Origin of the sequence: Neobacillus niacini (assembly GCF_030817595.1) — a bacterium.
Classification (GTDB): domain Bacteria; phylum Bacillota; class Bacilli; order Bacillales; family Cytobacillaceae; genus Neobacillus; species Neobacillus niacini_G.
In genome coordinates this window covers 2,504,097-2,527,087 of sequence record NZ_JAUSZN010000001.1, presented here as the reverse complement: position 1 = coordinate 2,527,087, position 22,991 = coordinate 2,504,097, and the positions used below count along the sequence as shown (strand labels likewise).

General features: G+C 37.9%; 17 protein-coding genes. All 17 read left to right on the top strand.

What is annotated here, in order from left to right; all coding sequences use genetic code 11:
• The first annotated feature begins 59 nt into the window (after positions 1–59).
• A complete protein-coding gene (locus tag QFZ31_RS12045) occupies positions 60–2,510 on the top strand; it encodes an alpha-mannosidase (protein ID WP_307303185.1) in 2,451 nt (816 codons plus the stop codon).
• Positions 2,507–4,030 (top strand): xylulokinase, encoded by a 1,524-nt coding sequence (xylB, locus tag QFZ31_RS12040; protein ID WP_307303184.1) that lies wholly within the window; start codon positions 2,507–2,509, stop codon positions 4,028–4,030. Before QFZ31_RS12045 ends, xylB begins: the two co-directional genes overlap by 4 nt.
• Positions 4,031–4,127: 97 nt before the next feature.
• Complete coding sequence (locus QFZ31_RS12035; protein WP_307303183.1) at positions 4,128–4,763, top strand: YesL family protein; 636 nt, start codon at positions 4,128–4,130, stop codon at positions 4,761–4,763.
• 410 nt (positions 4,764–5,173) lie between these two features.
• Positions 5,174–6,199 carry a LacI family DNA-binding transcriptional regulator gene (locus QFZ31_RS12030; protein WP_307303182.1) on the top strand — a complete coding sequence of 342 codons (1,026 nt, stop codon included), beginning with the start codon at positions 5,174–5,176 and terminating at the stop codon, positions 6,197–6,199.
• Positions 6,200–6,292: 93 nt separating this feature from the next.
• Positions 6,293–7,177: a carbohydrate ABC transporter permease gene (locus QFZ31_RS12025; RefSeq protein ID WP_307303181.1), complete on the top strand. Its 885-nt coding sequence runs from the start codon at positions 6,293–6,295 to the stop codon at positions 7,175–7,177.
• 33 nt (positions 7,178–7,210) lie between these two features.
• Positions 7,211–8,104, top strand: coding sequence for a carbohydrate ABC transporter permease (locus QFZ31_RS12020; protein WP_307303180.1), 894 nt, complete (start codon positions 7,211–7,213; stop codon positions 8,102–8,104).
• A gap of 208 nt (positions 8,105–8,312) precedes the next feature.
• Positions 8,313–9,593, top strand: a complete 1,281-nt coding sequence (locus QFZ31_RS12015) for an ABC transporter substrate-binding protein (RefSeq protein ID WP_307303178.1) — start codon at positions 8,313–8,315, stop codon at positions 9,591–9,593.
• Between the two features lie 143 nt (positions 9,594–9,736).
• A complete protein-coding gene (locus QFZ31_RS12010) occupies positions 9,737–10,990 on the top strand; it encodes an amidohydrolase family protein (protein ID WP_307303177.1) in 1,254 nt (417 codons plus the stop codon).
• Positions 10,991–10,995: 5 nt separating this feature from the next.
• Positions 10,996–13,032 carry a hypothetical protein gene (locus QFZ31_RS12005; protein ID WP_307303176.1) on the top strand — a complete coding sequence of 679 codons (2,037 nt, stop codon included), beginning with the start codon at positions 10,996–10,998 and terminating at the stop codon, positions 13,030–13,032.
• A 100-nt stretch (positions 13,033–13,132) separates the two neighbouring features.
• The gene (locus tag QFZ31_RS12000; RefSeq protein WP_307303175.1) at positions 13,133–13,789 is read left to right on the top strand and encodes an aspartate/glutamate racemase family protein; all 657 of its coding nucleotides are present in this window, start codon (positions 13,133–13,135) and stop codon (positions 13,787–13,789) included.
• A 57-nt stretch (positions 13,790–13,846) separates the two neighbouring features.
• Positions 13,847–14,764 (top strand): class II fructose-bisphosphate aldolase, encoded by a 918-nt coding sequence (locus tag QFZ31_RS11995; protein ID WP_307303174.1) that lies wholly within the window; start codon positions 13,847–13,849, stop codon positions 14,762–14,764.
• A gap of 23 nt (positions 14,765–14,787) precedes the next feature.
• Entirely contained in the window at positions 14,788–17,214 is a 2,427-nt protein-coding gene (locus QFZ31_RS11990; protein ID WP_307303173.1) for an alpha-mannosidase, read from the top strand.
• A 2-nt stretch (positions 17,215–17,216) separates the two neighbouring features.
• A complete protein-coding gene (locus QFZ31_RS11985; protein ID WP_307303172.1) occupies positions 17,217–17,885 on the top strand; it encodes a class II aldolase/adducin family protein in 669 nt (222 codons plus the stop codon).
• Entirely contained in the window at positions 17,882–19,156 is a 1,275-nt protein-coding gene (locus tag QFZ31_RS11980; protein WP_307303170.1) for a four-carbon acid sugar kinase family protein, read from the top strand. The genes QFZ31_RS11985 and QFZ31_RS11980 overlap by 4 nt, the downstream gene beginning before the upstream one ends.
• Before the next feature lie 28 nt (positions 19,157–19,184).
• Positions 19,185–19,811, top strand: coding sequence for an SIS domain-containing protein (locus tag QFZ31_RS11975; RefSeq protein ID WP_307303169.1), 627 nt, complete (start codon positions 19,185–19,187; stop codon positions 19,809–19,811).
• Positions 19,808–20,782, top strand: coding sequence for an ROK family protein (locus QFZ31_RS11970; protein ID WP_307303168.1), 975 nt, complete (start codon positions 19,808–19,810; stop codon positions 20,780–20,782). The genes QFZ31_RS11975 and QFZ31_RS11970 overlap by 4 nt, the downstream gene beginning before the upstream one ends.
• Before the next feature lie 39 nt (positions 20,783–20,821).
• A complete protein-coding gene (locus QFZ31_RS11965; protein WP_307303167.1) occupies positions 20,822–22,969 on the top strand; it encodes a Sip1-related alpha-galactosidase in 2,148 nt (715 codons plus the stop codon).
• Positions 22,970–22,991: the final 22 nt, after the last annotated feature.

Sequence of the window (22,991 nt, the reverse complement as noted above, 5' to 3'; positions counted from 1 at the left end):
TATAAATGTTATATTTGTCCGGTACGTTTTTATTTTTATTAGTTAGGAGGAAATATTTAATGAAAAACATGTTCATGATTGGAAATGCCCATCTAGACCCAGTTTGGTTATGGCGCTGGCAGGAAGGTTTTCAAGAAGTAAAAGCAACTTTTCGTTCTGCACTTGATAGACTAGCGGAATATGATGACTTTATTTTTACGTCAAGTTCTGCCGCTTATTATGAATGGGTTGAAAAAAATGATCCGAAAATGTTTGAAGAAATCAAACAAAGAATTCAAGAAGGAAGATGGGTGATTTGCGGAGGATGGTGGATTCAGCCAGACTGTAATATCCCCAGTGGTGAATCCTTTGTTAGACAAGGATTAATCGGACAAAACTACTTTAAAGAAAAGTTTGGAGTAACAGCTAAGGTTGGTTACAATGTTGACAGCTTTGGGCATAGTGGGATGCTCCCGCAAATATTAAAGAAATCAGGAATGGATTCTTATGTCTTTATGAGACCAGGTCCAGATGAAAAAGGACTGCCAGGCAGGTTATTTTTATGGGAATCAAAGGATGGATCCCGTGTCAAGGCATTTAGGATTCCTTTTGAATATTGCACGTTTGATCATTTGGAAAACCATATCATGCATTGCAAAAATGAACTCAAACATTCCTTTAATAACCTCATGGTTTTCTATGGTGTCGGCAATCATGGCGGCGGACCAACAAAGGAAAATCTTAACACAATTCAAAGAGTAAACGAAACACTGGGGGATACAAATTTAATCTTCAGTTCTCCGAATGAATTTTTCGACCATGTTGAGAGTTTAAAAGATCAGCTTCCAGTAGTTCATGACGACCTTCATCATCATGCGGTAGGTTGTTATTCAGTACACTCTGAAGTGAAAAAGTTAAATCGTTATTCTGAAAATCTCACGTTAATGGCAGAAAAATTCTCTTCCATTGCCAATTGGACAACAAGACAACCATATCCAGAGGATATGAACCAAGCATGGAAGGGCATCCTTTTTAACCAGTTCCATGATATTTTGGCTGGGACAAGCATTGAAGTTGCGTATACCGATGCACGTGATCTATATGGTGAATCGATTAGCATTGCATCAAGAAATTTGAATTATGCAGTGCAATCTCTGAGCTGGAACATTGATATTAAAGAAGAAAAAGACATGAAGCCGATTGTAGTATTTAATCCGCATTCCTGGAATGTAAAAGTAAATATTGAGATTGAATATGGTCTTTTTGTGAATTACTTATTACCAGAGGAATTCATTATTGAAGATGTAAACGGAAATGAAGTACCATATCAAATTATTGATTCAATCGCAAAAGTTCCGAATCGTAAACGTGTGGCATTTATCGCAGAAGTTCCACCATTAGGTTATAGTACGTACAAACTACGGGCAGTAAAGTCAAAGAGTGAATTTGACAGTGTAAGGGTAACAGATTATGAAATGGAAAATGACCGTTATAAGCTTGTCATTGACAAAGAATCGGGCGGCATTAGCAGTTTATTTGATAAAGAAAAACAAATTGAAGTATTCAAATCCGATGCAGCCATTCCTTGTGTAATGGAGGATTCATCTGATACTTGGGGACATGGGAAACTTCGATTTGACGAACTTGCAGGTGTATTCAAGCCGGTACGCATTAAGAAGATGGAAGAAGGACCTGTAAAAGGTGTAATCCGGGTAATTTCTAAATATCAAGCTTCTACTGTGGTCCAGGATTTCATTATGTATAAGCAATTGAATAAGATTGAGGTCAATGTGAAAGTAAACTGGCAAGAAAGCTATAAAACACTAAAACTGAAGTTCCCGGTTTCCTTTAATCAACGACATTCTACCCATGAAATCCCTTATGGGCATGTTTCACGCGAAGCAAATGGTCATGAAAAGCCAATTCAAAATTGGGTCGACGTTAGTGGGACTATTGGCAAACATAGAGAGGATATTTACGGTTTAAGCATCCTAAATGATGCAAAATATGGTGTGGATGTAATCGGTAATACCATCAATCTAACAGTATTAAGAAGCCCAATTTTTGCTCACCATGCTCCCTTTGTTCCAGAAGTGGACGAGGATTATCCAATCATAGACCAAGGAATACAAACCTTTACGTATCAATTATTGCCTCATGAAAATAGTTGGGAAGAAGCAGAAACGGTTAAACATGCATTAGAACTAAATCAAAAACCTCAGTTTGTAGTGGAAACATACCATACAGGTACACTTCCTCAAGAGGATTCATTTATTTCAATCGACCAGCCGAATGTAATCCTATCAGCTTTGAAAAAAGCCGAAAATCTTGATGGACTGGTTATCCGTTTATACGAAACAACAAACCAAGAAACGGTTGTGAATGTGGACATGAAAAAGTGGGGACGCAAGTTGGAGATCGAATTTGGGCCTTCAGAAATCAAAACATTTTTTATTCCAAAAGATGCAAATCAGCCTATTGTTGAAACAAACTTAATTGAAGACCTTGAAAAAGCATTGGTAACAATATGAGAAACTATTTAGGAATAGATTTAGGCACATCATCAATAAAAGCTGTCATTGTAAATTCAAAAGGAAAAATCATTGCAAGTCAGACAAAGCCTTATGAGGTAATGCTGCCGCAAGAAGGATGGGTGGAACAAAACACCGTGGAATGGCTGACTGCTCTTAAGGAAGCGTTAACAAATTTGCAGAAAGATTTGTCATTCTTTCCTGATCATATTCATGCGATATCTGTTACTGGGCAGATGCATGGGATTGTTCCAGTTGATAAAAATGGCAAAGCACTGCACCAGGCTATTATTTGGTCCGACCGCAGAAATGAAGAGGAGTTGGGAGAACTTCAGTCACGTTTAACAAATGAAGAGTGGGTCGCACTTACAGGTAACCGTCCGAATATCAGTTTTACGCTGGGGAAAATCCTTTGGTTTAAGAGGCATTTTCCAGAACTTTATAAAAAAACACACAAGTTCCTCCTTCCAAAGGATTTTATCCGGTTGCAGCTGACAGGTACATTTGAAACTGATTATTCGGATGCATCAGCGACCCTTCTTATGGACTTAACATCGTTAAACTGGTCTGAAAAAATAACTAAACTTTTTCAAATTGATCATTCAAAGCTTCCAAACATTCAATTGTCAACAGCCTTGGTTGGTACTGTTTCCAATAAAGCAGCAGGTGTGTTATTCCAGAAGGAAGGAACTCCCGTGGTTTGTGGGTGCGGAGATGCTCAGGCGCAAGCATTAGGGAATGGGATTATCTCATCAAAAGATTGGTTATGTACAGTGGGCACTAGCGGTCAGTTGTTTATGAGTTCGGACCACTTGGCAATAGACAAAGAAGGTACACTTCATACGTTTGTGCATGGGGCACCGGGAAAATGGGTGTTAATGGGTGCCACTTTATCTGCAGGAATGTCATTTAAATGGTTAGTAGAATCAGTTTTTAGTCGTAAATATGAAATTGGAGAATTACTTGATTTAGCAAGCACTGCCAGCCCGGGGGCAAAACAATTGCTTTTCCTTCCTTATCTATTTGGTGAACGTACACCATATCTGGATGAAAAAGCAAAGGGGACGTTTATTGGATTGACCAATGAACATACACATGCAGAAATGGCACGTGCTGTAGTAGAGGGAGTGTTGTTTTCACTATATCAATCTTATAAACTAGTGAAAAAAACATTTGGTCATGGCTGCAGGTACCTCTTGTTAACTGGCGGAGCTGCTCAACATGATATTTGGCTTAAAACTGCTGCTAATATTTTCAATGTCCCTGTAGTTAGAAACAGAAGCCGTGGGGGCGGTGCTTATGGTGCTGCCATGCTTGCTGCAGCGGGAATAGGTGACTTTGCTAGTTTAGAGGAGGTTGCAGAATGTTGGGGACTGCACGAATATGAGAATATTTATGCTCCTGATGTAACTTGCCATCATTATTATGAAAAACTTTTTGAGGTATATTCAGACTCATACACATCATTAAAAGGGATTTTTCATCGCTTACACGATATGGGGGATTTTCAAGGCATTTAGCAGCCCGTGTATAGTCACTGGAACTAGTTCCCCTAGGATTCTCTTAAATTGGTGTGATCATGTAAGGGAAATAATAGGAAATAAAGGGTGTATGCGAATGAAATTGACAGGAATAAATGGTTTTATCTATCGAATTTGTACCTTAATCATGCAGTTTTCCTATCTGCAGTTGTTATGGATTTGCTACACAGTCCTTGGTTTGGGAGTTTTTGGGATATTCCCTGCAACCGCTGCAATGTTTTCAGTAGTACGTAAATGGATTATGGGGGAAAGTGATATTCCTGTTTATCAAACATTTTGGAAAACGTACAAAAATGAATTTTTAAAAGTAAATATGTTAGGGTTGATTTTAACTGCAATTGGCTGGATCTTATATATTGATTACCACTACTTTACTTTTGGAGAATCAGTTGTCAGTTCGGTTATAAAAATAGTTACATTAATCGTTACTTATTTCTTTATAACAACATGTATCTACTTTTTTCCGGTTTATGTACATTATCGCTATCGATTGATGGATTATATTAAATTCAGCTTTCTATATAGTTTAGCTTCCCCGCTAAAATCAGCTGGCATTTTTATCATCTCGTCAGTTATATACTATCTTTTTATGAAAGTACCTGTGGTTTTCATATTTTTTAGTGGAAGTGCAATAAGTTATATTTGGATGTGGTATGTGTACACAACAATTGATAGACTTAGAAGCAACAACAAGAAGGGCATAGTAGATTAAAAAACTATATCAATATTTCCCTACTGAAAGTTGCAATAATAGTTTGACAAATTAAGACATAGGCATTAAAATTGAGATATCTATTAAGTTACATCCGAAAAACGGGAACGTTCCCAAAATAAATCATGGTAATTCAGACATAAGAGAATCTTGATGTAATTGAATTACCATGAATTGTTCCTAATCTGGAATGTGAAAATTTTTTTAGTATTCTTGTAAACGGTTTCTGACTTTTGTATAACGAACTACTATACAAACTTGCTTTGGAATGACTTTGAATCTAAGTGTTTTCAAGGATGAAAAGATTAATATTGATCACTTGAATTTTCTATACGTGGTGAATTCCTTTCTGAAGATTCGGGAACGTTCCCACTAAAAAAATCAAAAAAACGAAAGGGAGGGGGAAAACGATGAATCCAACAATATTAGATGTCGCAAGATTAGCAAACACATCAAAAAGCACGGTATCTCGATTTTTAAATGGTTCACCAGTAAAAAAAGAAACCGAAGAGGCATTAAAAAAAGCTATTAAAGAATTAAACTATCATAGAAATGAAAATGCTCGAAGATTAGTAGTCAATAAAACACACACCCTGGGAATCGTTGTAGATAGTATGGCGAACTTGTTTTATCCATTGATCTTCAAAGGTATTGAAGATTTAGCGAAAGAAAAAGGGTTCAATTGTGTGTTCTACAGCATGACTTCAAATAAATATAAAGAATCAGATTTTCAAAATTTATTTTTTGAAGGACAGGTTGATGGAATCATCATGATCAGCTTTAGAAAAAGAGATCGACAAGAGTTGATGGAGATCGCTCAGGCTGGTTTTCCGGTTGTCATATTTGGAGATTCTGCCGGTGTTGAAGAAATTATCTCGGTGGATGTGGACAACTACTATGGAATTGCAGAATTGGTTCGATACCTGCACCGGATTGGCCACAGTAAAATTGCCTATATCTCAGGGCCAGAAGATGCAGCTGCAACAAAATGCCGCTTAAATGGTTATCTTGAAACCATTAGTCAGCTCGGATTAGAAATTGACCCAAGCTGGATTGTATCGACAGATTGGTCAAATGAAGGCGGATATCATGCTATGAATAGTCTGCTATCAATTGGAGGGTTTACAGCTGTGGTGTCTTCGAATGATGAGACCGCAATTGGCGCATTAAGAGCGATTCAAGAACGCGGCTATAACGTCCCACTAGATATCTCCATTACAGGTTTTGATGATATCACACTATCAAGTTGGGTGTACCCATCCTTAACAACTGTTAAACAACCTTTTATAGAAATGGGCAAAAAAGCGGCTGTGGAATTATTTAATCGGATGGAAAATGAGGATTATCAACCGAAACGCCATCTATTAAAGCCATTATTAATGATTCGTGATTCTTGCAGAAAGGTATCAGAGCCAATTACTAGCAAAATGGTTTAAAGAACCTGAGCGCTAGTTTTACATATACCAGATAAACTCTTCATTTAAGGCTACAGGAACAGTGGGATAAAAAAGTTTAAAGGCTGTGATATTATGAGAAATTCATCTATTAATAAATCAAGATATGGATTCTATTTTGTACTTCCGTACTTTATCGTATTTCTTGTTTTTGGTTTAACGCCTATACTCTTCTCACTCTATTTAAGTTTTACAAAGTGGGATGGGTTCTCGGATCCAGTATGGGTAGGTTTGGACAATTACGCCCGATTATTTAAAGATACTTACTTCTTTAAGTCCATCGGAAACACATTAATCATTTGGATTATGTCAATCGTGCCGCAATTAATTCTTGCCTTAGCGTTAGCGATGATTCTAAATGAAAAATTTATTAAAGGAAAGCATTTCTTCCGAGCAGTTTTTTATTTTCCAAATATTGTTACGCCGGTAACGTTAGGGGTTTTGTTTAGTTTAATGTTTGACTGGCAAACAGGGAGTGTAAACAAATTCTTAATGGCAATAGGGCTCGTGGATGATCCGGTTTATTGGTTTAACAGTCCTTGGCTGTCTAGAATCATTGTTGCTGGTGTAATTATGTGGCAATACTTTGGATTTAATATGTTAGTATTTATCGCTGGTCTTCAATCCATACCAGAAGAACTTTATGAAGCAGCACAAGTAGACGGTGCAACCAAATGGGATATGGCAACACAGATTACCTTGCCATTATTGAAGCCAGTATTGTTGTTTACCTTTATTACTTCCGTAATCGGCGGACTTCAACTATTTGATGCGCCATTAATGCTTGGTAACGGACCAGATAACTCTACTTTAACAATGGTTATGTATCTGTTCCAAACAGCTTTCCAACAATTTGATTATAGTTATGGAGCTGCTATAGCATATGCAATTTTTGTAATCGTCTTGTTCTTCTCATTAATTTCTATGAAGTTCTCAAATATGAAAAAAGTTGAAGAGTAGGATACTTTCGGCTTGAAGGAAAGGAGATCCTTTATGAAAGCAAATGATAGTGTAATAAAAAATGGCATATCACTTAAACAAACTAAAACAAAGAAGGCGTTTAACGCAAAAAGTTTTTTTGGTAAATTCGCAGTCTATTTCGTGTTGATTGCGGTGGCATTTACTTGTTTATTACCTTTTTACAGTATGATGATTACTTCAACACATACCAACTCAGATATTGCAAGGAAATTGCTATTGATCCCCGGGTCTGAGTTTATGAATAACTACAATCGACTTATTGATACAGTCCCAGTTTGGAGAGGGTTTATCAACACAGTATTTATTACAGTCGTATCAACGGTATTGAATTTATACTTTTCAGCGCTCGCAGGTTATGGATTTTCGAAGTATAACTACAAAGGTAAAAACATTCTGTTTCTTGCAGTATTGGGTACGATGATGATTCCTGGTCAATTGGGGATTATTGGCTTTTTCAAGCTAATGGATTCATTCCAAATGCTGAACACTTATTGGCCGCTCATACTACCATCCATTTCTAATGCATTCGGTATCTTCTTTATGAAGCAAATGTGTGATTCGAGTATTCCTTATGAAATTCTTGAATCAGGAAGAATCGATGGCTGCGGCGAATTAAAGATTTTCCATCGTTTAGTACTGCCACTGTTAATGCCTGCAGTTGCAACATTGGGTATCTTCTCCTTTATCGGAAAGTGGAATGACTTCTTAACCCCAATGATTGTACTTTTCGATAATGAATTGCAGCCACTGCCAGTTATGATTGCCATGGTTAAGTCTCAATTCTCAACTGACTTTGGAGCAATGTATGTAGGTATTGTCATCTCTGTTATTCCGATTTTGATTTTCTTCTCACTTGTATCTAAGAAAATTATCAGCGGAATTACAGCGGGTGCGTTAAAAGGCTAAACCTTCTTTGGGAAAACTCAGTGGGGGTGAGGCCAGGACAGTACTTCAAATAAGGGTAAACCTTCAGTGAAGGAAAAATACCTCCACTGAAGTGAATTTACTTATCAAACCCAATAAGTGTAAAAGAATTGACGGTCTTAGCCACTTATAGAGGGCGATAAGAAAAACAATAGATAATGATTATATCAAAAAAGGAGCTGTACTTCAAATGAAAAAGTGGTTTTCAATCCTATTAGCTTCGGTTCTAGTTCTTACATTATTTACGGCTTGTGGAAACAAAGTGGAAACAGCTGCAGATGCGAATAAGTCTAATAACGGTAAAGTTGAAGGAAAATTAACTATCTGGACATTCTTTGGACAAGTTGAAGACATGGCGAAAGAATTTGAAAAGAAATATCCGGATGCAGAAGTTGAAGTTAAGATCTTCCCTGGTGATCAATATCAAACGAAGCTATTGAATGTTCTTCAATCGGGTAAAGGTGTTCCAGATATTTTTGACTTAGAAAGATCATATATTGACAAATTTGTTAATTCAAACTTTACCGCAAACCTTTCTGATATGGGTGCAGAAGATTTAGTAAAAGATTATGTTCCATATGTACATGCATTAGGCCGAGCAGAAAATGGGGATGTTAAAGCAATCTCTGACCACTCTTCACCTGGAGGTTTCTGGTACATTAAAGAAAATGCGAAAAAATACTTAGGAACAGATGATCCAGAACAGATTTCTCAAATGGTTGATAGCTGGGATAAAATCATTGAATTAGGAAAGAAAGTCAGCAAAGAAAGCGGTGGCAAGGTTCACTTAATTTCTTCACACGCTAATATTTACGATATTGAAGCTTATCATATGAAACCATGGGTCAAAGATGGAAAATTAAAGATTGATCCTAAATGGCTTGAACTTTATGAAACACAAAAAGAAATCTTCAACAATGATGTTGATGCAAAACTGGATTTCTTCTCAGCAGGATGGGGAAATGCCATCAATGATGGTAGTGTAATTTTAACCGCAATGCCTGCATGGGCAAGCTTTATGGTTGATAACAAGGATGGCGCTGCGGAAGATAAATTTGGTGTAGCTCGTACACCTAAAGGATGGTACATGGGTGGAACATATCGTTCTATTTATGAGAAATCTGAAAACAAAGATTTAGCTTACAAATTCATTGAGTTTATTGCTAGTGAAGAATGGCAGCAACACAATCTTGAAGCTACAGGAAACATGCCTGGTTTATTATCTGTGTATGAAAAGAATGTAGACACTTTCAAATCTGAAATGTTTGGAGATCAAAATGTATTAAAGCCATATTACGATACAGTAAAGGATATTCCAGCAACGAACTCTGACAAGTATGGCGAAGAAGTTTTAGCTAAATGGCGAAAAGTTTCCGGTCAGGGTGTTAAAGATAACGATGACATTAAAGATGTAATTAAAGAATTTAAAAAGGAAGTTAAAAACACATTCCCTGAACTAGAAGTCGAGTAATCAGCAGGCTGAATAGGAAGTGGATGACTTAAAAGGGAAAAAAGTTGCCCCGCCGCTAAAAATCGATATCTACTCGATTTTTTACGGATGGACGATGGGCAGATTCTTTTAAGTCATCCTTTATCTTTGGAAGGAGTCTTACGATGAGTAATATCCATGAAGAAATAAACAGAATCCGAATCATCGATGGACATGAACACATCGATCCACAAGAAATTCGAAAAAAGAATAAAGTTGATTTTTTTGGTCTTCTCCATTATCTAGAATCGGACTTAATTACTGCTGGGATGAAGCGCGGGATATTAAGCCATAATTCAAAATTAAGTGAAGAAGAGAAAGCCGAACAGTTTTTATACTTCTATAACCAAACAAAAAATACTACCTATGCAAAAACATTAAAAATAGCGGTACAGGATTTATATGGAATGGACGATTGGTCCGTCAATGGCATTTTAAACTTGAATGAAAAAGTAAAAGCAGCCACAAATGATGATGATTGGTATAAAAAAGTTTTCGAAAAGTCTGGAATTGATTTAGCCATAACGCTGCCTTATACAACAAATGTTGATTTTTCCTTATTTCGTCCAGTAATGTTCTTGGACTATGCATTTAAATTGAGAACGATTAAGGATGTACAGCAAATTGAACAACATTCTAGAGTGAGTGTACATACATTCCAAGATTATCTACATGCTGTTGATGCCTTATTAAATAAATTTGTTACTGAAGGCATGGTTGCTACAAAGCTAGGACATGCCTACTGGAGAACACTCAAAACATCAAAGCCAACCTTTCATGAAGCTGAAAAGCAGTTTAATCGATTGTTCTCTTGCTTCATTGAAGAACCTATATCACAGCAAGAATCAGTGGTATTGCAGGACTATTTAATTCATCACGTTATTCAATGTTCGATAAAGTATGAACTTCCTATTCAGATTCATACCGGACATCATGAAACAAGTGTTTCTGGCAATGGCAATATTATAACCAACTCTAATGTAACAGATCTACTTCCGTTACTGCTTGCTTACCCTGATGCTAAGTTTGTTCTATTACATTGTGGTATTCCATATCACCAGGAATATTTAACGATTGTAAAGAATTTCCCAAATGCCTACGCAGATTTTACTTGGGTTTATATCATTTCGCCAACTGTTGGAAAACAAATCATGCATCAAATGATTGAAATGGTTCCACAAAATAAAATCTTTGGTTTCGGAGGGGACTTCAATGTAATTGAAGGAACCTATGCACACCAAAAGCTTGCTAGAAAACTAGTTGCCGATGTCTTACTAGAGAAAGTCCAAGACGATATGTTAACAGAAAAAGAGGCTGTGGAGTTTGCTCAGCGTATCTTTAGGAATAACCTAATCGAATTTTATAATTTAAAGGTGTGATTTAATTGGATTCAATTATGAACATCCAAACTGACAAGAAAGATCAATACGTAATTCAAATCTTCCCCCCAGACCGAAAGGGTGAAAATGCTTTTCTAAAGCTTAATTCACTTCTTGAAGTATATAACGGGGAACAGACACTTGAAAAAATTTTGATTGATGAAGTTACTCCAAATGATGGTTATCATCTTCTTTCAGGAAAGGGAGAGTACTTCACAGTAGAATCGGAATGGAAACATATTCAAGATGGATGTGGCTTTATTCAAGTCGATTTACAAGTAACTTTTAACAAAGAGTGTTCTGGAAATTACGGATTACAGTTTAATGCTGATTTAATAGGTAATGGGAAGCCGACATGGATGATTCCTGGTGCTTTCTATAAAGAAAATCGCTTCGAGCATAATACAAGACAATACCCAAGGTATGATTATCGAGGTGGAAATCATGGCGAGATGGTATCCGATTATTGGTCGTTCCGTTCAGACCGAGCGGCGCTTCCGGCGGTTTTCACTTGGAATGATGAAATGAGCGGTGCTTTATGTGTAGAAGAAATGTCAGAACTTGGTTTAACAGGTTTAGGGTTTAAAGGTAACAATGAAGGCACCTCTGTTTGGGTGAATTTCCCATATAAGGAGGAACCTGTGACTTTTATTGGTAATGCGATTCCAGCGCCAAAAGATATTTCATTATACTCCTTCACTCCAGGTGAAAAGGTTCATTTACATTTAAAAATTTATACAGGGTCAGCTGATTTGCACTCCTATGATCCTTTTGTACGTGAAATGTACAAAATTCATCAACAAGAACACCAGCTAAATCCATGGATGGGATTGGAAGAAGCGGCTGAATTAACTGCGCATGGATTATATACTTGGCATTACATGCCTGAACATAGAATCTTATCCGAAACGGCAGCTTTTGACCGAGAATTTAATAATAATGTAAAGGGTATGGGAGACCGCCCTCATATGCATGTTGGCTGGGTCAGCGGTGTCCCATATGCATACGCATTGTTAACCTATGGACGAAAAAATAATAATCAAGAATATGTTAATGCAGCTAAAGATGTCTTGGATAATATTGCTTCTGCACTAGCCCCTAGTGGAACTTTCTGGGCTTCATGGGTTCTTGGAAAGGGATGGGGAACAGGATGGAATCCTAAGAATACTTGGCTGCAAGCTAGAACCATTTCTGAAGCAACCTTATTTTTAATTCGCGCCTTATCGTTTGAAAAACAAGCGGGCTTTACACATCCTGATTGGGAAAAAGCAGTGCAATCCAATTTAAATTTTGCAGTAATACATCAGCGTTCAGATGGTAACTTTGGTTCCTACTATCATTGTGAAACAGGGGATGTTGAAGAGTGGGACGGTGCTGGAGGAATTTTATGGATTGCAGCATTACTAGAAGGAAGCAACTTTTTCGAAAGAGATTCTTATCGTTCTGCTGCAGAAAAAGCTGGGCATTATTATGAAAGCTTTGTATTAGACGAATACATTTATGGTGCCCCAGAGGATGTACATTTAACTCCAACATCTGAAGATGCATACAATTCTGTTGTTGCATATGTACTACTCTATGAATCTGATAAAAATGAAAAGTGGCTAAACTTAGCAAAAAGCTCAGCTGATTGGTTAATGACCTTCCGCTGGAGTTACAATCTGGCATTTCCAGAATACTCATTCCTGCATCAATATGATTTTAGATCACGAGGTGCGGATCAAGCTTCCCCGTCAAATCAGCATTTGCATAATTATGGACTATTTTGTGTTCCTGAAATGCTTCGTCTATGGAAATACACGGATGACACTTATTACCTGGACCGTACTCGTGATCATATTGCATGCTTCTTGCAGTTTATTGCGAGAAAAGATGGTGACTTTAATGCTTACAAGGGGATGGTTACTGAGCGGTTTTATAATACTAATTGCTTCCAGCCAAAAGGAATGATGCTGACTTTATCTCATTCATGGTGCGTAGGGCTTGTTCTATATGCAGCGCAGGAAGCATTAGCCTATAACGATTCATTGCTGCTCTCCTAGTTTAAAATTCAATTAACCATCTTGGGCTTGGGCACTACCAGATGGTTAATTGTATTTATGAAATATTTGCATGTGCAATTTAAGGAAGGGGAATAACAGTATGAAAAAACTAGCGATAATACATACAACTCCTGTCACGATTGAGCCATTAAAAGAGTTAGCGAAAAATATAGTTGGAGAATGTGAAATTATAAATTTAGTGGATGATTCCATCCTCCCGCAATTAGAAAAAAATGGGGGGGATATCGAAGATGTTGCTGAGCGCTGGGGAAGTTATGCTAAAGTTGCCGAGCAGCTTGGTGCAGAATGTATTTTAAATGCCTGTTCTTCTATTGGTGAACTTGTTAGGATAACTCAGCCTAAGATTTCAACGCCTATTGTACGGATTGATGATGCAATGGCTGAATATGCTGTGAACGCTTCAACAAAAATTGGTGTTGCCGCTACTTTAGAAACCACATTAAAACCTACACTTGAGTTGCTAAAACAAAAGGCAGCAGAAAAACAGAAAACAGTCGAATTTGAACCTATTCTTGTAGCCTCCGCTTATCAGAAATTACTAGCAAATGATAAAGAAGGACATGATGCAGACCTTGCAGTTGCATTATGTGACCTAGCGAAAAAAGTGGATATCGTAGTTCTCGCACAAGCTTCCATGGCAAGGGTTGTTTCAACCTTTGCGCCTGATGAACAGAAACAATTTGTAACAAGTCCTGAATTAGGAATGGAAGCAGTTAAACGTACATTGCTAAAATAATAGGTTAGCATTTTACAAAACACATACCAACATTAGTAGAAAGTAGGAATGATAGTCATGAATCAACTTAAACCAAAAAATATAATCTCCTTAACAGAAGCTTTGCAAATGGCGGAGAAATTCCAATATGCAACAGGATCATTTTCACCCCGTTATACTGCAATGATTAAACCAGTTTTAAAAGCAGGACAAAAAAATGAATCACCTATCATTGTACAAATCTCTCAAAAAGAACTTGAACGATATGGAATCACTCCTTTTGAATTTGCCGAAGAGTTCTATAAACAAGTAGAGGAATTAGCAATTTCAGTGCCGGTTGTATTACACCTTGATCACACTAAGGAGCTTCAAGTAATTAAGGATGCAATTGAAGCTGGGTTTACATCGGTTATGATTGATGCATCTGAAAGACCTTTCGATGAAAATGTTGCGATCACAAAAGAAGTAGTGGAATATGCACATGCTAATGGCGTTTCTGTAGAAGCGGAACTTGGGATGATTGGGACAACTGATTTTATCGAAACAGATAAAGATGAAGAATTGTATACAGATCCAGTGGAAGCGGCTGAATTTGTAAAGCAAACAAGTGTAGATGCCTTAGCGGTATCATGTGGAACTGCACATGGCGTGTACTTGGTACGTGAACCAAAGGTTGACTATGATCGTTTAAAGGCTATTAGGGAATTAACTTCAGTACATCTTGTCCTTCATGGCGGTTCTGGGGTGCCAAGTGAAATGGTACAAAAAGCCTTCCAATTGCCAACTGGCGGTGTAAGTAAAGTTAATATTGCAACTGATCTCGAGCTTTCACTACTAAAAGCACTTGGCCGAGAAGAAAGAATGACGAATGTGGAATGCAGCCAATTATCATCAGATCTACTTACAGTTGGCCAAGATGCAGTTGAGACTACAGTATCAGAAAAAATAAACGACTTTTTACTAAGTGCAAACAAATCAAATCATTTTAATCAATAACGAGTGTACAAGGGGTGGAGTATATGAAGGATAAAACGTTCCATATGATTGGTAATGCTCATTTAGATCCAGTATGGCTTTGGCAATGGCAAGAAGGATTCCAAGAAACAAAAGCAACTTTCCGGTCGGCACTCGATCGAATGAAGGAATATGAAGATTTCATTTTTACATCTAGTTCTGCAGCGATGTATGAATGGGTAGAAGAGAATGACCCGGAAATGTTTGCTGAAATCAAAGAGCGGATTCAAGAAGGACGATGGAGAATCGTTGGCGGTTGGTGGATTCAGCCAGATTGCAATATCCCAAATGGTGAATCTTTTGTTCGTCAAGGATTGTTTGGACAGCGCTACTTTCAGGAGAAATTCGGGGTAACGGCAAAGGTTGGTTATAATGTGGATAGCTTTGGCCATCACGGAATGCTTCCACAGATCCTAAAGAAAAGCGGAATGGACTCTTATGTGTTTATGCGCCCGGCGCCAAATGAAAAAGGACTTCCAAGTAAGCTTTTCTGGTGGGAATCAGATGATGGAACACGGGTATTGGCTTTCCGAATTATGTATGAATACAATTCATGGGGAAAAGCGTTAGATCGAATTGTCGATCGATGTAAAACTGAATTCAAGGGCAATGTTGATGACTTAATGATTTTCTATGGTGTAGGAAACCACGGTGGTGGTCCGACCAAAGAAAATATCGAAAGTATTTATCGATTAAACGAGGACGACAATCTTCCAAATTTGGTTTTCTCATCACCTGAACAGTATTTTGAAAAAGTGAAAAATAATAAAGAATTACCAGTAGTGCATGATGATCTTCAGCACCATGCAAGCGGCTGTTATGCAGCACATTCTGCTGTAAAGCAATATAACCGCAAAGCAGAAAATATGTTAATGACAGCGGAAAAATATGCAGCTCTTGCATTTTGGTTAACAGGGCAACCGTACCCAACTGAATTTAACCGTGCATGGAAAAATGTATTATTTAATCAATTCCATGATATTTTAGCAGGAACTAGTATTGAGCCAGCTTATGAAGATGCGCGTAATTTATATGGCGAATCATTAGCCATTGCGGATCGTGCACTAAATAATGCGATTCAGTCAATTTCATGGAGAATTGATATTGAACAAGATGAGAGAATGAGACCAATTGTCGTATTTAATCCGCATGCTTGGGAAACAAAGGCAAATGTAGAAATTGAAATTGGAGGAATTAAGCAGACATCTGTATTAGTTGATGACCAAGGAAAAGCTGTCCCATTTCAAACAATACAGTCACAAGCAACTTCTGGAGGACGTTACCGTTTAAACTTCCTGGCCGATTTACCAGCAATGGGCTACCGTGTTTATAAAATCTATACCGAGTTAAATAGCGTTACCCCTGTTGGTGAACCAATTCAAGCTAGCCAATTTTCGATGGAAAATGATCGCTTTAAAATCGAATTTGATTCTGAAACTGGGTGGATTAAGAGTTTATATGACAAGCGGATTGAACATGAAGTATTCTTAGGGCCTGCGGCAAAACCGGTTGTGATAGAAGACAAATCCGATACATGGAGCCATAATAAACTCCACTTTAATGATATTGCCGGGGAATTTAAAGCGGCAAAGATTTATTTAGCAGAACATGGTCCGGTGAAATCTGTTATTCGTGTAAAGAGCGTATATGGACGCTCCATTTTGATTCAAGATTTTACAATGTACCGAGAAAAAGACCAAATTGATGTAAAGGTAACGGTTGACTGGCGCGAACAATTCAAAATGCTTAAGCTTGTTTTCCCTGTCAATGCAATTTTTAGAAAACAAACGTATGAGATACCTTATGGAACGATTGAGCGTGAGCATAATGGGGAGGAAGAACCAGGTCTAAGCTGGGTTGATGTAACAGGCGTTCGTGAAAACCATGAAGGGTTATATGGGGTCAGCCTGCTAAATGATGCAAAATACAGTTACAGCATTCATAACAAAGAGTTGGCGTTAACCGTATTGAGAAGTCCAATCTACGCTCATCATGATCCGTTAGTTCCTGAAGAGGACGGAGAGTATACCTTTATTGACCATGGTATTCAACGGTTTGAATATACAATTCTGCCACATGAGGGCAGTTGGGAAGAGAGTGAAACAGTAAAAAAAGCAGCTGAATTAAACTGTAAACCAATTTCCATTATCGAAACATTCCATAAAGGATCGCTTCCACAGGTAGATTCATATGTGCAAGTGAAAGCAGATAATGTCCTTGTCAGTGCGATTAAGAAAGCAGAGGACAATGATGATTTAATTATTCGCCTCTATGAAACTCATAAAGTTGAAACAGAAGTAGAAATCAACCTGCCGAAATTTAATCGTTCATTCACAACCGTATTCAAACCTTCAGAAATTAAAACTTTCCGCATTCCAAAAGAGGCTGACAAGCAAATTAAAGAAACGAATTTGATTGAATGGGATGAGTAGAAATGGTTTACGATAAAAAACTAGAGTTGAAAAGGAATTTACAAGATACTGGAAAATATATGATGCAGTATGAGCTAGCCTGGGGGAATTCAGGGAATATCAGTGCAAAAACGGAGGAAAATTCATTTCTCATTACTGCAAGTGGAACTTATCTTGGAGATTTAGATTTAGAAGATTTTGCAGAATGCTCTTTGGATATTGGTGGGAGTATCATCGGAGAACGGAAACCTTCCAAAGAGGTTCCAATGCATCGTGCCATTTATGAAACCCGTCCAGAAATAGGTGCAGTATTACATGCTTCACCATTATATAGCACGATGATGGCGGCCACGAATATAGATATTCCTTCAGATTGGTTTATTGAGAGCATGTATTATTTAGAGCGGGTTGAACGTGTTCCATATGCACATCCTGGCTCAATTGATTTAGGTGAACTTGTAAGAGAGAAGGCACATAAGGCTAATATCTTATTGTTGGAAAATCATGGTGTGCTTGTTTATGATACATCATTAAAAGAAGCGAAAATGGCATTACAAACATTGGAAATGGCTTGTAAAATGCTCATCATCTCCCGTAATGCAGGAATTGACCTTCAAGAGCTGCCGGAGGATGTTGTAAAAAGTTTTCTTAATGAGGCGGGTTATAAGCCGAGACGGAGGTGGGAGAATTGATTGGTATTGTAGCGGATGATATTACTGGTGCAAATGATATCGGAATCATGTATGCAAAAGCAGAATGGCGGGCAGATGTTTATCCCCATCCCATTTCACACGAAAAAACGGGAACGTTCCCACCAGATGTTTTGATAATTGATACCAATTCCCGGCTCGATCAGGGAGAGGAAGCATATAAGAAAGTATTCACCAGCACCAAGAGCTTACAAGCTCTTGGCTGCACTCAATTTTTCAATAAAACATGTTCCGTTTTTAGGGGAAATATTGGTCCCGAATTTGATGCTATGTTAGATGCGTTAGAAAGTGAATTTGCCGTTGTCGTTTTAGGTTTTCCTAAAAACGGAAGAACAACGCTGTATGGTCATCATTATGTTCGAGGAACCATTTTATCAGAGTCAGAGTTTCGTAATGATCCAGTACATCCAATGCTCCATTCTGACCTGGTTGAGATATTACAAGCACAAACAAAACGAAAGGTTGCAAGGGTCGATATTGATATCATTGACCAGGGCAGTGAAAAGATAAAACAAGAATTAGAGCGGATGAAATCAGATTGTAATTATTTAATCCTTGATGTGAGGGACCAGGAATCATTACGAAAAATAGCGGAAGCAATTAAGCATGAGCCAATTATTTGCGGTGCATCCGGAATTGCAGAAGAACTTGCACATGTTATGAATAAAAGTCCAAAGGAAGAACGAACACTTACTATTCCCAAATTGGAAACAGGGGTCCTATGTGCAGCAGGCAGTTTAATGCCTCAGACCTTTAGTCAAGTAGAAGAGATGAAGGGCAGAGGCCTTCCCATTTTTGAAATGAAATCACCTCTTTTATTGACAGATCAAAAAGAATCACATTTAAAAGATCTTGTTTTAAATCTGGTTTCATTACTAAAAGAAGGGCAAGATGTGCTTGTTCACTCTTCAAACACGCAGGAAATTGTCAATGAAACAAAACAACTGGGAGCAAAGCTAGGAGTTTCAAATACTACTGTTTCAAGAATTGTTTCGGATTCCTTAGCATTTGTTGTGGATGAAACCTTGAAAAGAGCCAATGTAAACCGTTTGTTATTAGCGGGCGGGGAAACATCCGCTTCTGTATGCAGCAAACTGGGAATTGAAGGTCTAACTGTATGGAAAGAAATCGAACCAGGTCTTCCATCCTGTATTAGTTTAAATACACCGGCAAAGGCGCTTGTCTTAAAGTCAGGCAGTTTTGGAAGTAAGGATTTCTTTGCAAAAGCAATCGACCATCTTAAAGAAATTTAACATTAACGGTTTAATAGGGGATGTAGTTATGAATAAACAATTGGAAAGATTATTTCAGAAATATCCTGAATTGATAGAATGTCAATCTAGTATAGAAGCGGCTTTTGAACAAATGAAAAAAGCTTATGAGTCTGGTAGAAAGCTATTATTAGCAGGTAATGGCGGAAGTGCTGCTGATTGTGAGCATGTTGTCGGCGAATTAATGAAAGGATTTATGTCCAAACGTCCTCTCCCACAGAAGATGAAAGAAAAATTAAAGGCTGTTTCTGGAGACGATTACCTAAGTGAAAATTTGCAAGGAGCTCTTCCTGCGATTTCACTTGTCAGTCATTCCGCTCTAATGACAGCATTCGCTAATGATGTAGCTCCAGATATGGTATTTGCACAACAGGTTTATGGTTATGGTAAACCAGGTGATGTATTCATCGGTTTTAGTACTTCCGGCAATTCTAGTAACGTGAATCATGCCGTCAAAGTTGCAAAAGCTTTAGGTTTAGTCACAGTCGGTCTTACCGGAAAAAGCGGCGGTGCCTTAAAGGAGTTATGTGATGTTACAATTTGCGTTCCATATGATTCCACACCGGATATTCAAGAAAGACATCTACCTATTTATCACGCTTTATGCGTAATGATTGAGGAGGAATTTTTTTCATGAAACCAGTCCTCGCAGGGTTAGATATTGGTGGTACGAAGTGTGCAGTTGTATTAGGTATTGAAGATGAACAGGGAATTCAGCTAATTGCTAAACAAAGTTTCCCTACACCTGATTCACCTGAAGAAGCACTTTTACAAATGATAAACCAATTAGAAAAATTATTATTGGAACATAGCGATCTTACTTTAACTGCGATCGGCATTAGCTGTGGCGGGCCGCTAGATAGTAAAAAAGGTTTAATCTTATCACCGCCAAATTTGCCAAACTGGGACCATGTTGATGTCATAACACCTCTCTGTGAACGTTTTGACGTCCCGGCGGCGGTGCAAAATGATGCAAATGCATGTGCGTTAGCGGAATGGAAATGGGGCGCAGGTAAAGATACAAATAATATGGTTTTTCTAACTTTCGGTACCGGGATGGGAGCCGGTCTTATTCTCGATGGACGTTTATACTCCGGAACCAATGACATGGCAGGCGAAGTAGGACATATTCGCTTGGAACAAAATGGTCCAGTTGGTTATGGAAAAGCAGGATCGTTTGAAGGCTTTTGCAGTGGAGGAGGAATTGCACGACTCGCTCAAAGTATGGTCGCAGAATGGCATAGCCAAGGGAAAGAAACAAAAATTTGTTCAACTCAAGATGAAGTTGAATCCATTACTGCCAAAACAGTGGCAGAAGCTGCTCAAGCCGGTGATCCATTAGCAAAACAAATTTATAAAATTGTCGGCCAAAAACTAGGCCGTGGTCTCGCGTTATTAGTAGACCTTTTAAATCCTGAACGAATTGTCATTGGGAGTATTTATTTGCGTCAGGAGGAATTGTTAAAACCATTCGTAATGGAAGAACTTCTAAAAGAAGCCCTTCCATATTCATTACAGGTTTGCACCATTGTCCCTTCAGGATTAAAAGAAAGCGTTGGCGACTTGGCATCGCTATCCGTTGCCAAATATGCATTAGATCAGGAATGATAGGAATTTAACTCTAAAAAGGACAAAAGGAGTCATACTATGTTTCAAATCGAGCAAAACCAAAACATTCTTCAATGTCTTTATCATAATCAACCTATTTTTTCAGGTATTCAAGTAACTGTAACTCTTGAAAATCAGTCAAAACTGCCATTAAATTTTAAAACGGTTTCAGACAGAACAGGTCAAAATCACCTCGGGACTTATAACGAGTACAGTTATCTTTTTGCAGATGAAACTGAAACCGTTTCTGCTGTTTTAAAATTACAGTGTTATGGAGCCTTTATTGCTGCTTTTGTTGAGGCAGCCATTCAAAATGATGAATTATTTAAGAAACAACAGTATTTTGCAGCTCAACAGGCGATCGATATCACCATTTTATCTTTAAAAGAAGAATTAGAAATCATGGCTAACTATCAACATAAAGATTGGTGGACTCGCCCATTTTTTACAAATAACATCAAGGAAATACCAGGACGCACACAATCCATGCTCATTAAAAGTGATAAAAATTATTATCATTTCCTGCCAGTGTGTGAACAAGAAGCACGTACTGATTTTGTCGGAACTGAAAAGGGCTTACAGGTTTCGGTTTCTCCATTTCATGGCGGTTTTACCAAGCTGTCAGTGTTTGCTTTTAGTCTTTCAGCTTCAGATAATCCATTCGAGCTAGTGAACGATAATGTGAAAACAGCTTTAAGCTTATGTGGACAAAGTGTATTACATAGAGATGAAAAGGAATATCCAGAAATACTTGATTACTTGGGCTGGTGCAGCTGGGATGCTTTTTACCATGCTGTTAATGAAGAGGGAATATTAACAAAAGCAAATGAGTTAAAACAAAAAGATATTCCTGTTAAATGGATGATGATTGATGATGGCTGGTCTAAGGTTGACGGAAAAAAACTCCATTCCTTCGAAGCTGATGAGGAAAAATTCCCAAATGGGTTAACGAATACAGTTTCCATCCTAAAAAAGAATTTTGGCGTGAATTGGGTAGGTGTTTGGCATACCCTTGCAGGATATTGGGAAGGAATTTCACCAGAAGGTCCGTTAGCAAAAAGTTTGGACAAGCATTTATATCAAACAAAAAATGGCAGCCTCATACCATCACCAAAAGCAGAAGAGGGATTTGGCTTTTGGCATGCATGGCATTCTAAGCTTAAAAAAGAGGGAATTGATTTTGTGAAAGTGGATAGCCAAAGTGCGATTGCAAACTTTATGGCGCACAATCAATCCATAGGCGAAGCGGCAGGTGGAGCGCATACAGCACTTGAAGCATCCTGTAGTTTACATTTTGATAATACGGTCATTAACTGCATGGGTATGGCAGAGGAAAATATATGGCATCGCCCATATTCTGCTGTATCTCGTAATAGTGATGACTTCGTTCCACAAGAGGATAATAGTTTCAAAGAGCACGCCTTGCAAAACGCATATAACTCCCTTTATCATGGTGCTTTCTATTGGGGAGATTGGGATATGTATTGGACCAAAAACCATGATGATCTCCAAAATATGATCTTACGAGTTGTAAGTGGAGGGCCAATTTATTTTAGTGATGCTGTCGACCAAACGAATCCAGAAATGATTTGGCCATTAGTTTATAACGATGGAAAAATTATTCGTTGTGAACTGCCTGGTGTACCGACAGAGGATTGTTTATTTATTAATCCAATTCAGGCAAAAACCCCGCTTAAAATATGGAACAAATGTAAGGGTGCTGGAGTGGTTGCTGCTTTTAATCTAAGTGAAGGTACGGAAGCGGTTCATGGGTCAGTCAGCCCAAAGGATGTTCCAGAGCTGATGGGAGACAAATTCGTAATATATGATGTTTTAACAAAACAACATTCTATCGTCAGCAAAGAAGGTAAGGTTGAAGTAAGCCTTGGTGAGAATGGAGTTTCACTATATTTAATTCTTCCTATAGGTCAATCAATAACTGCAATCGGCCTAAGCAATAAACTAATTGGTACGGATGCAATTAGTAATAAATGGAACACAGAAAAAGGTATCAAAGTTACCTTGAAAGAAGGCGGAGTATTTGCATTCTTATCTGACGCTGAGCCTATAAAAGCCTTTGTGAATGGAAACCAGGTAATGGTTGAAAAGGATGCTCAAAATAAGCAGGTTTATATCATTGATTGCCAGGATGCTTCTGGGGAAGTACTTCTTGAAATTGAAATCTAACAAAAATCACAGGAGGATTTGA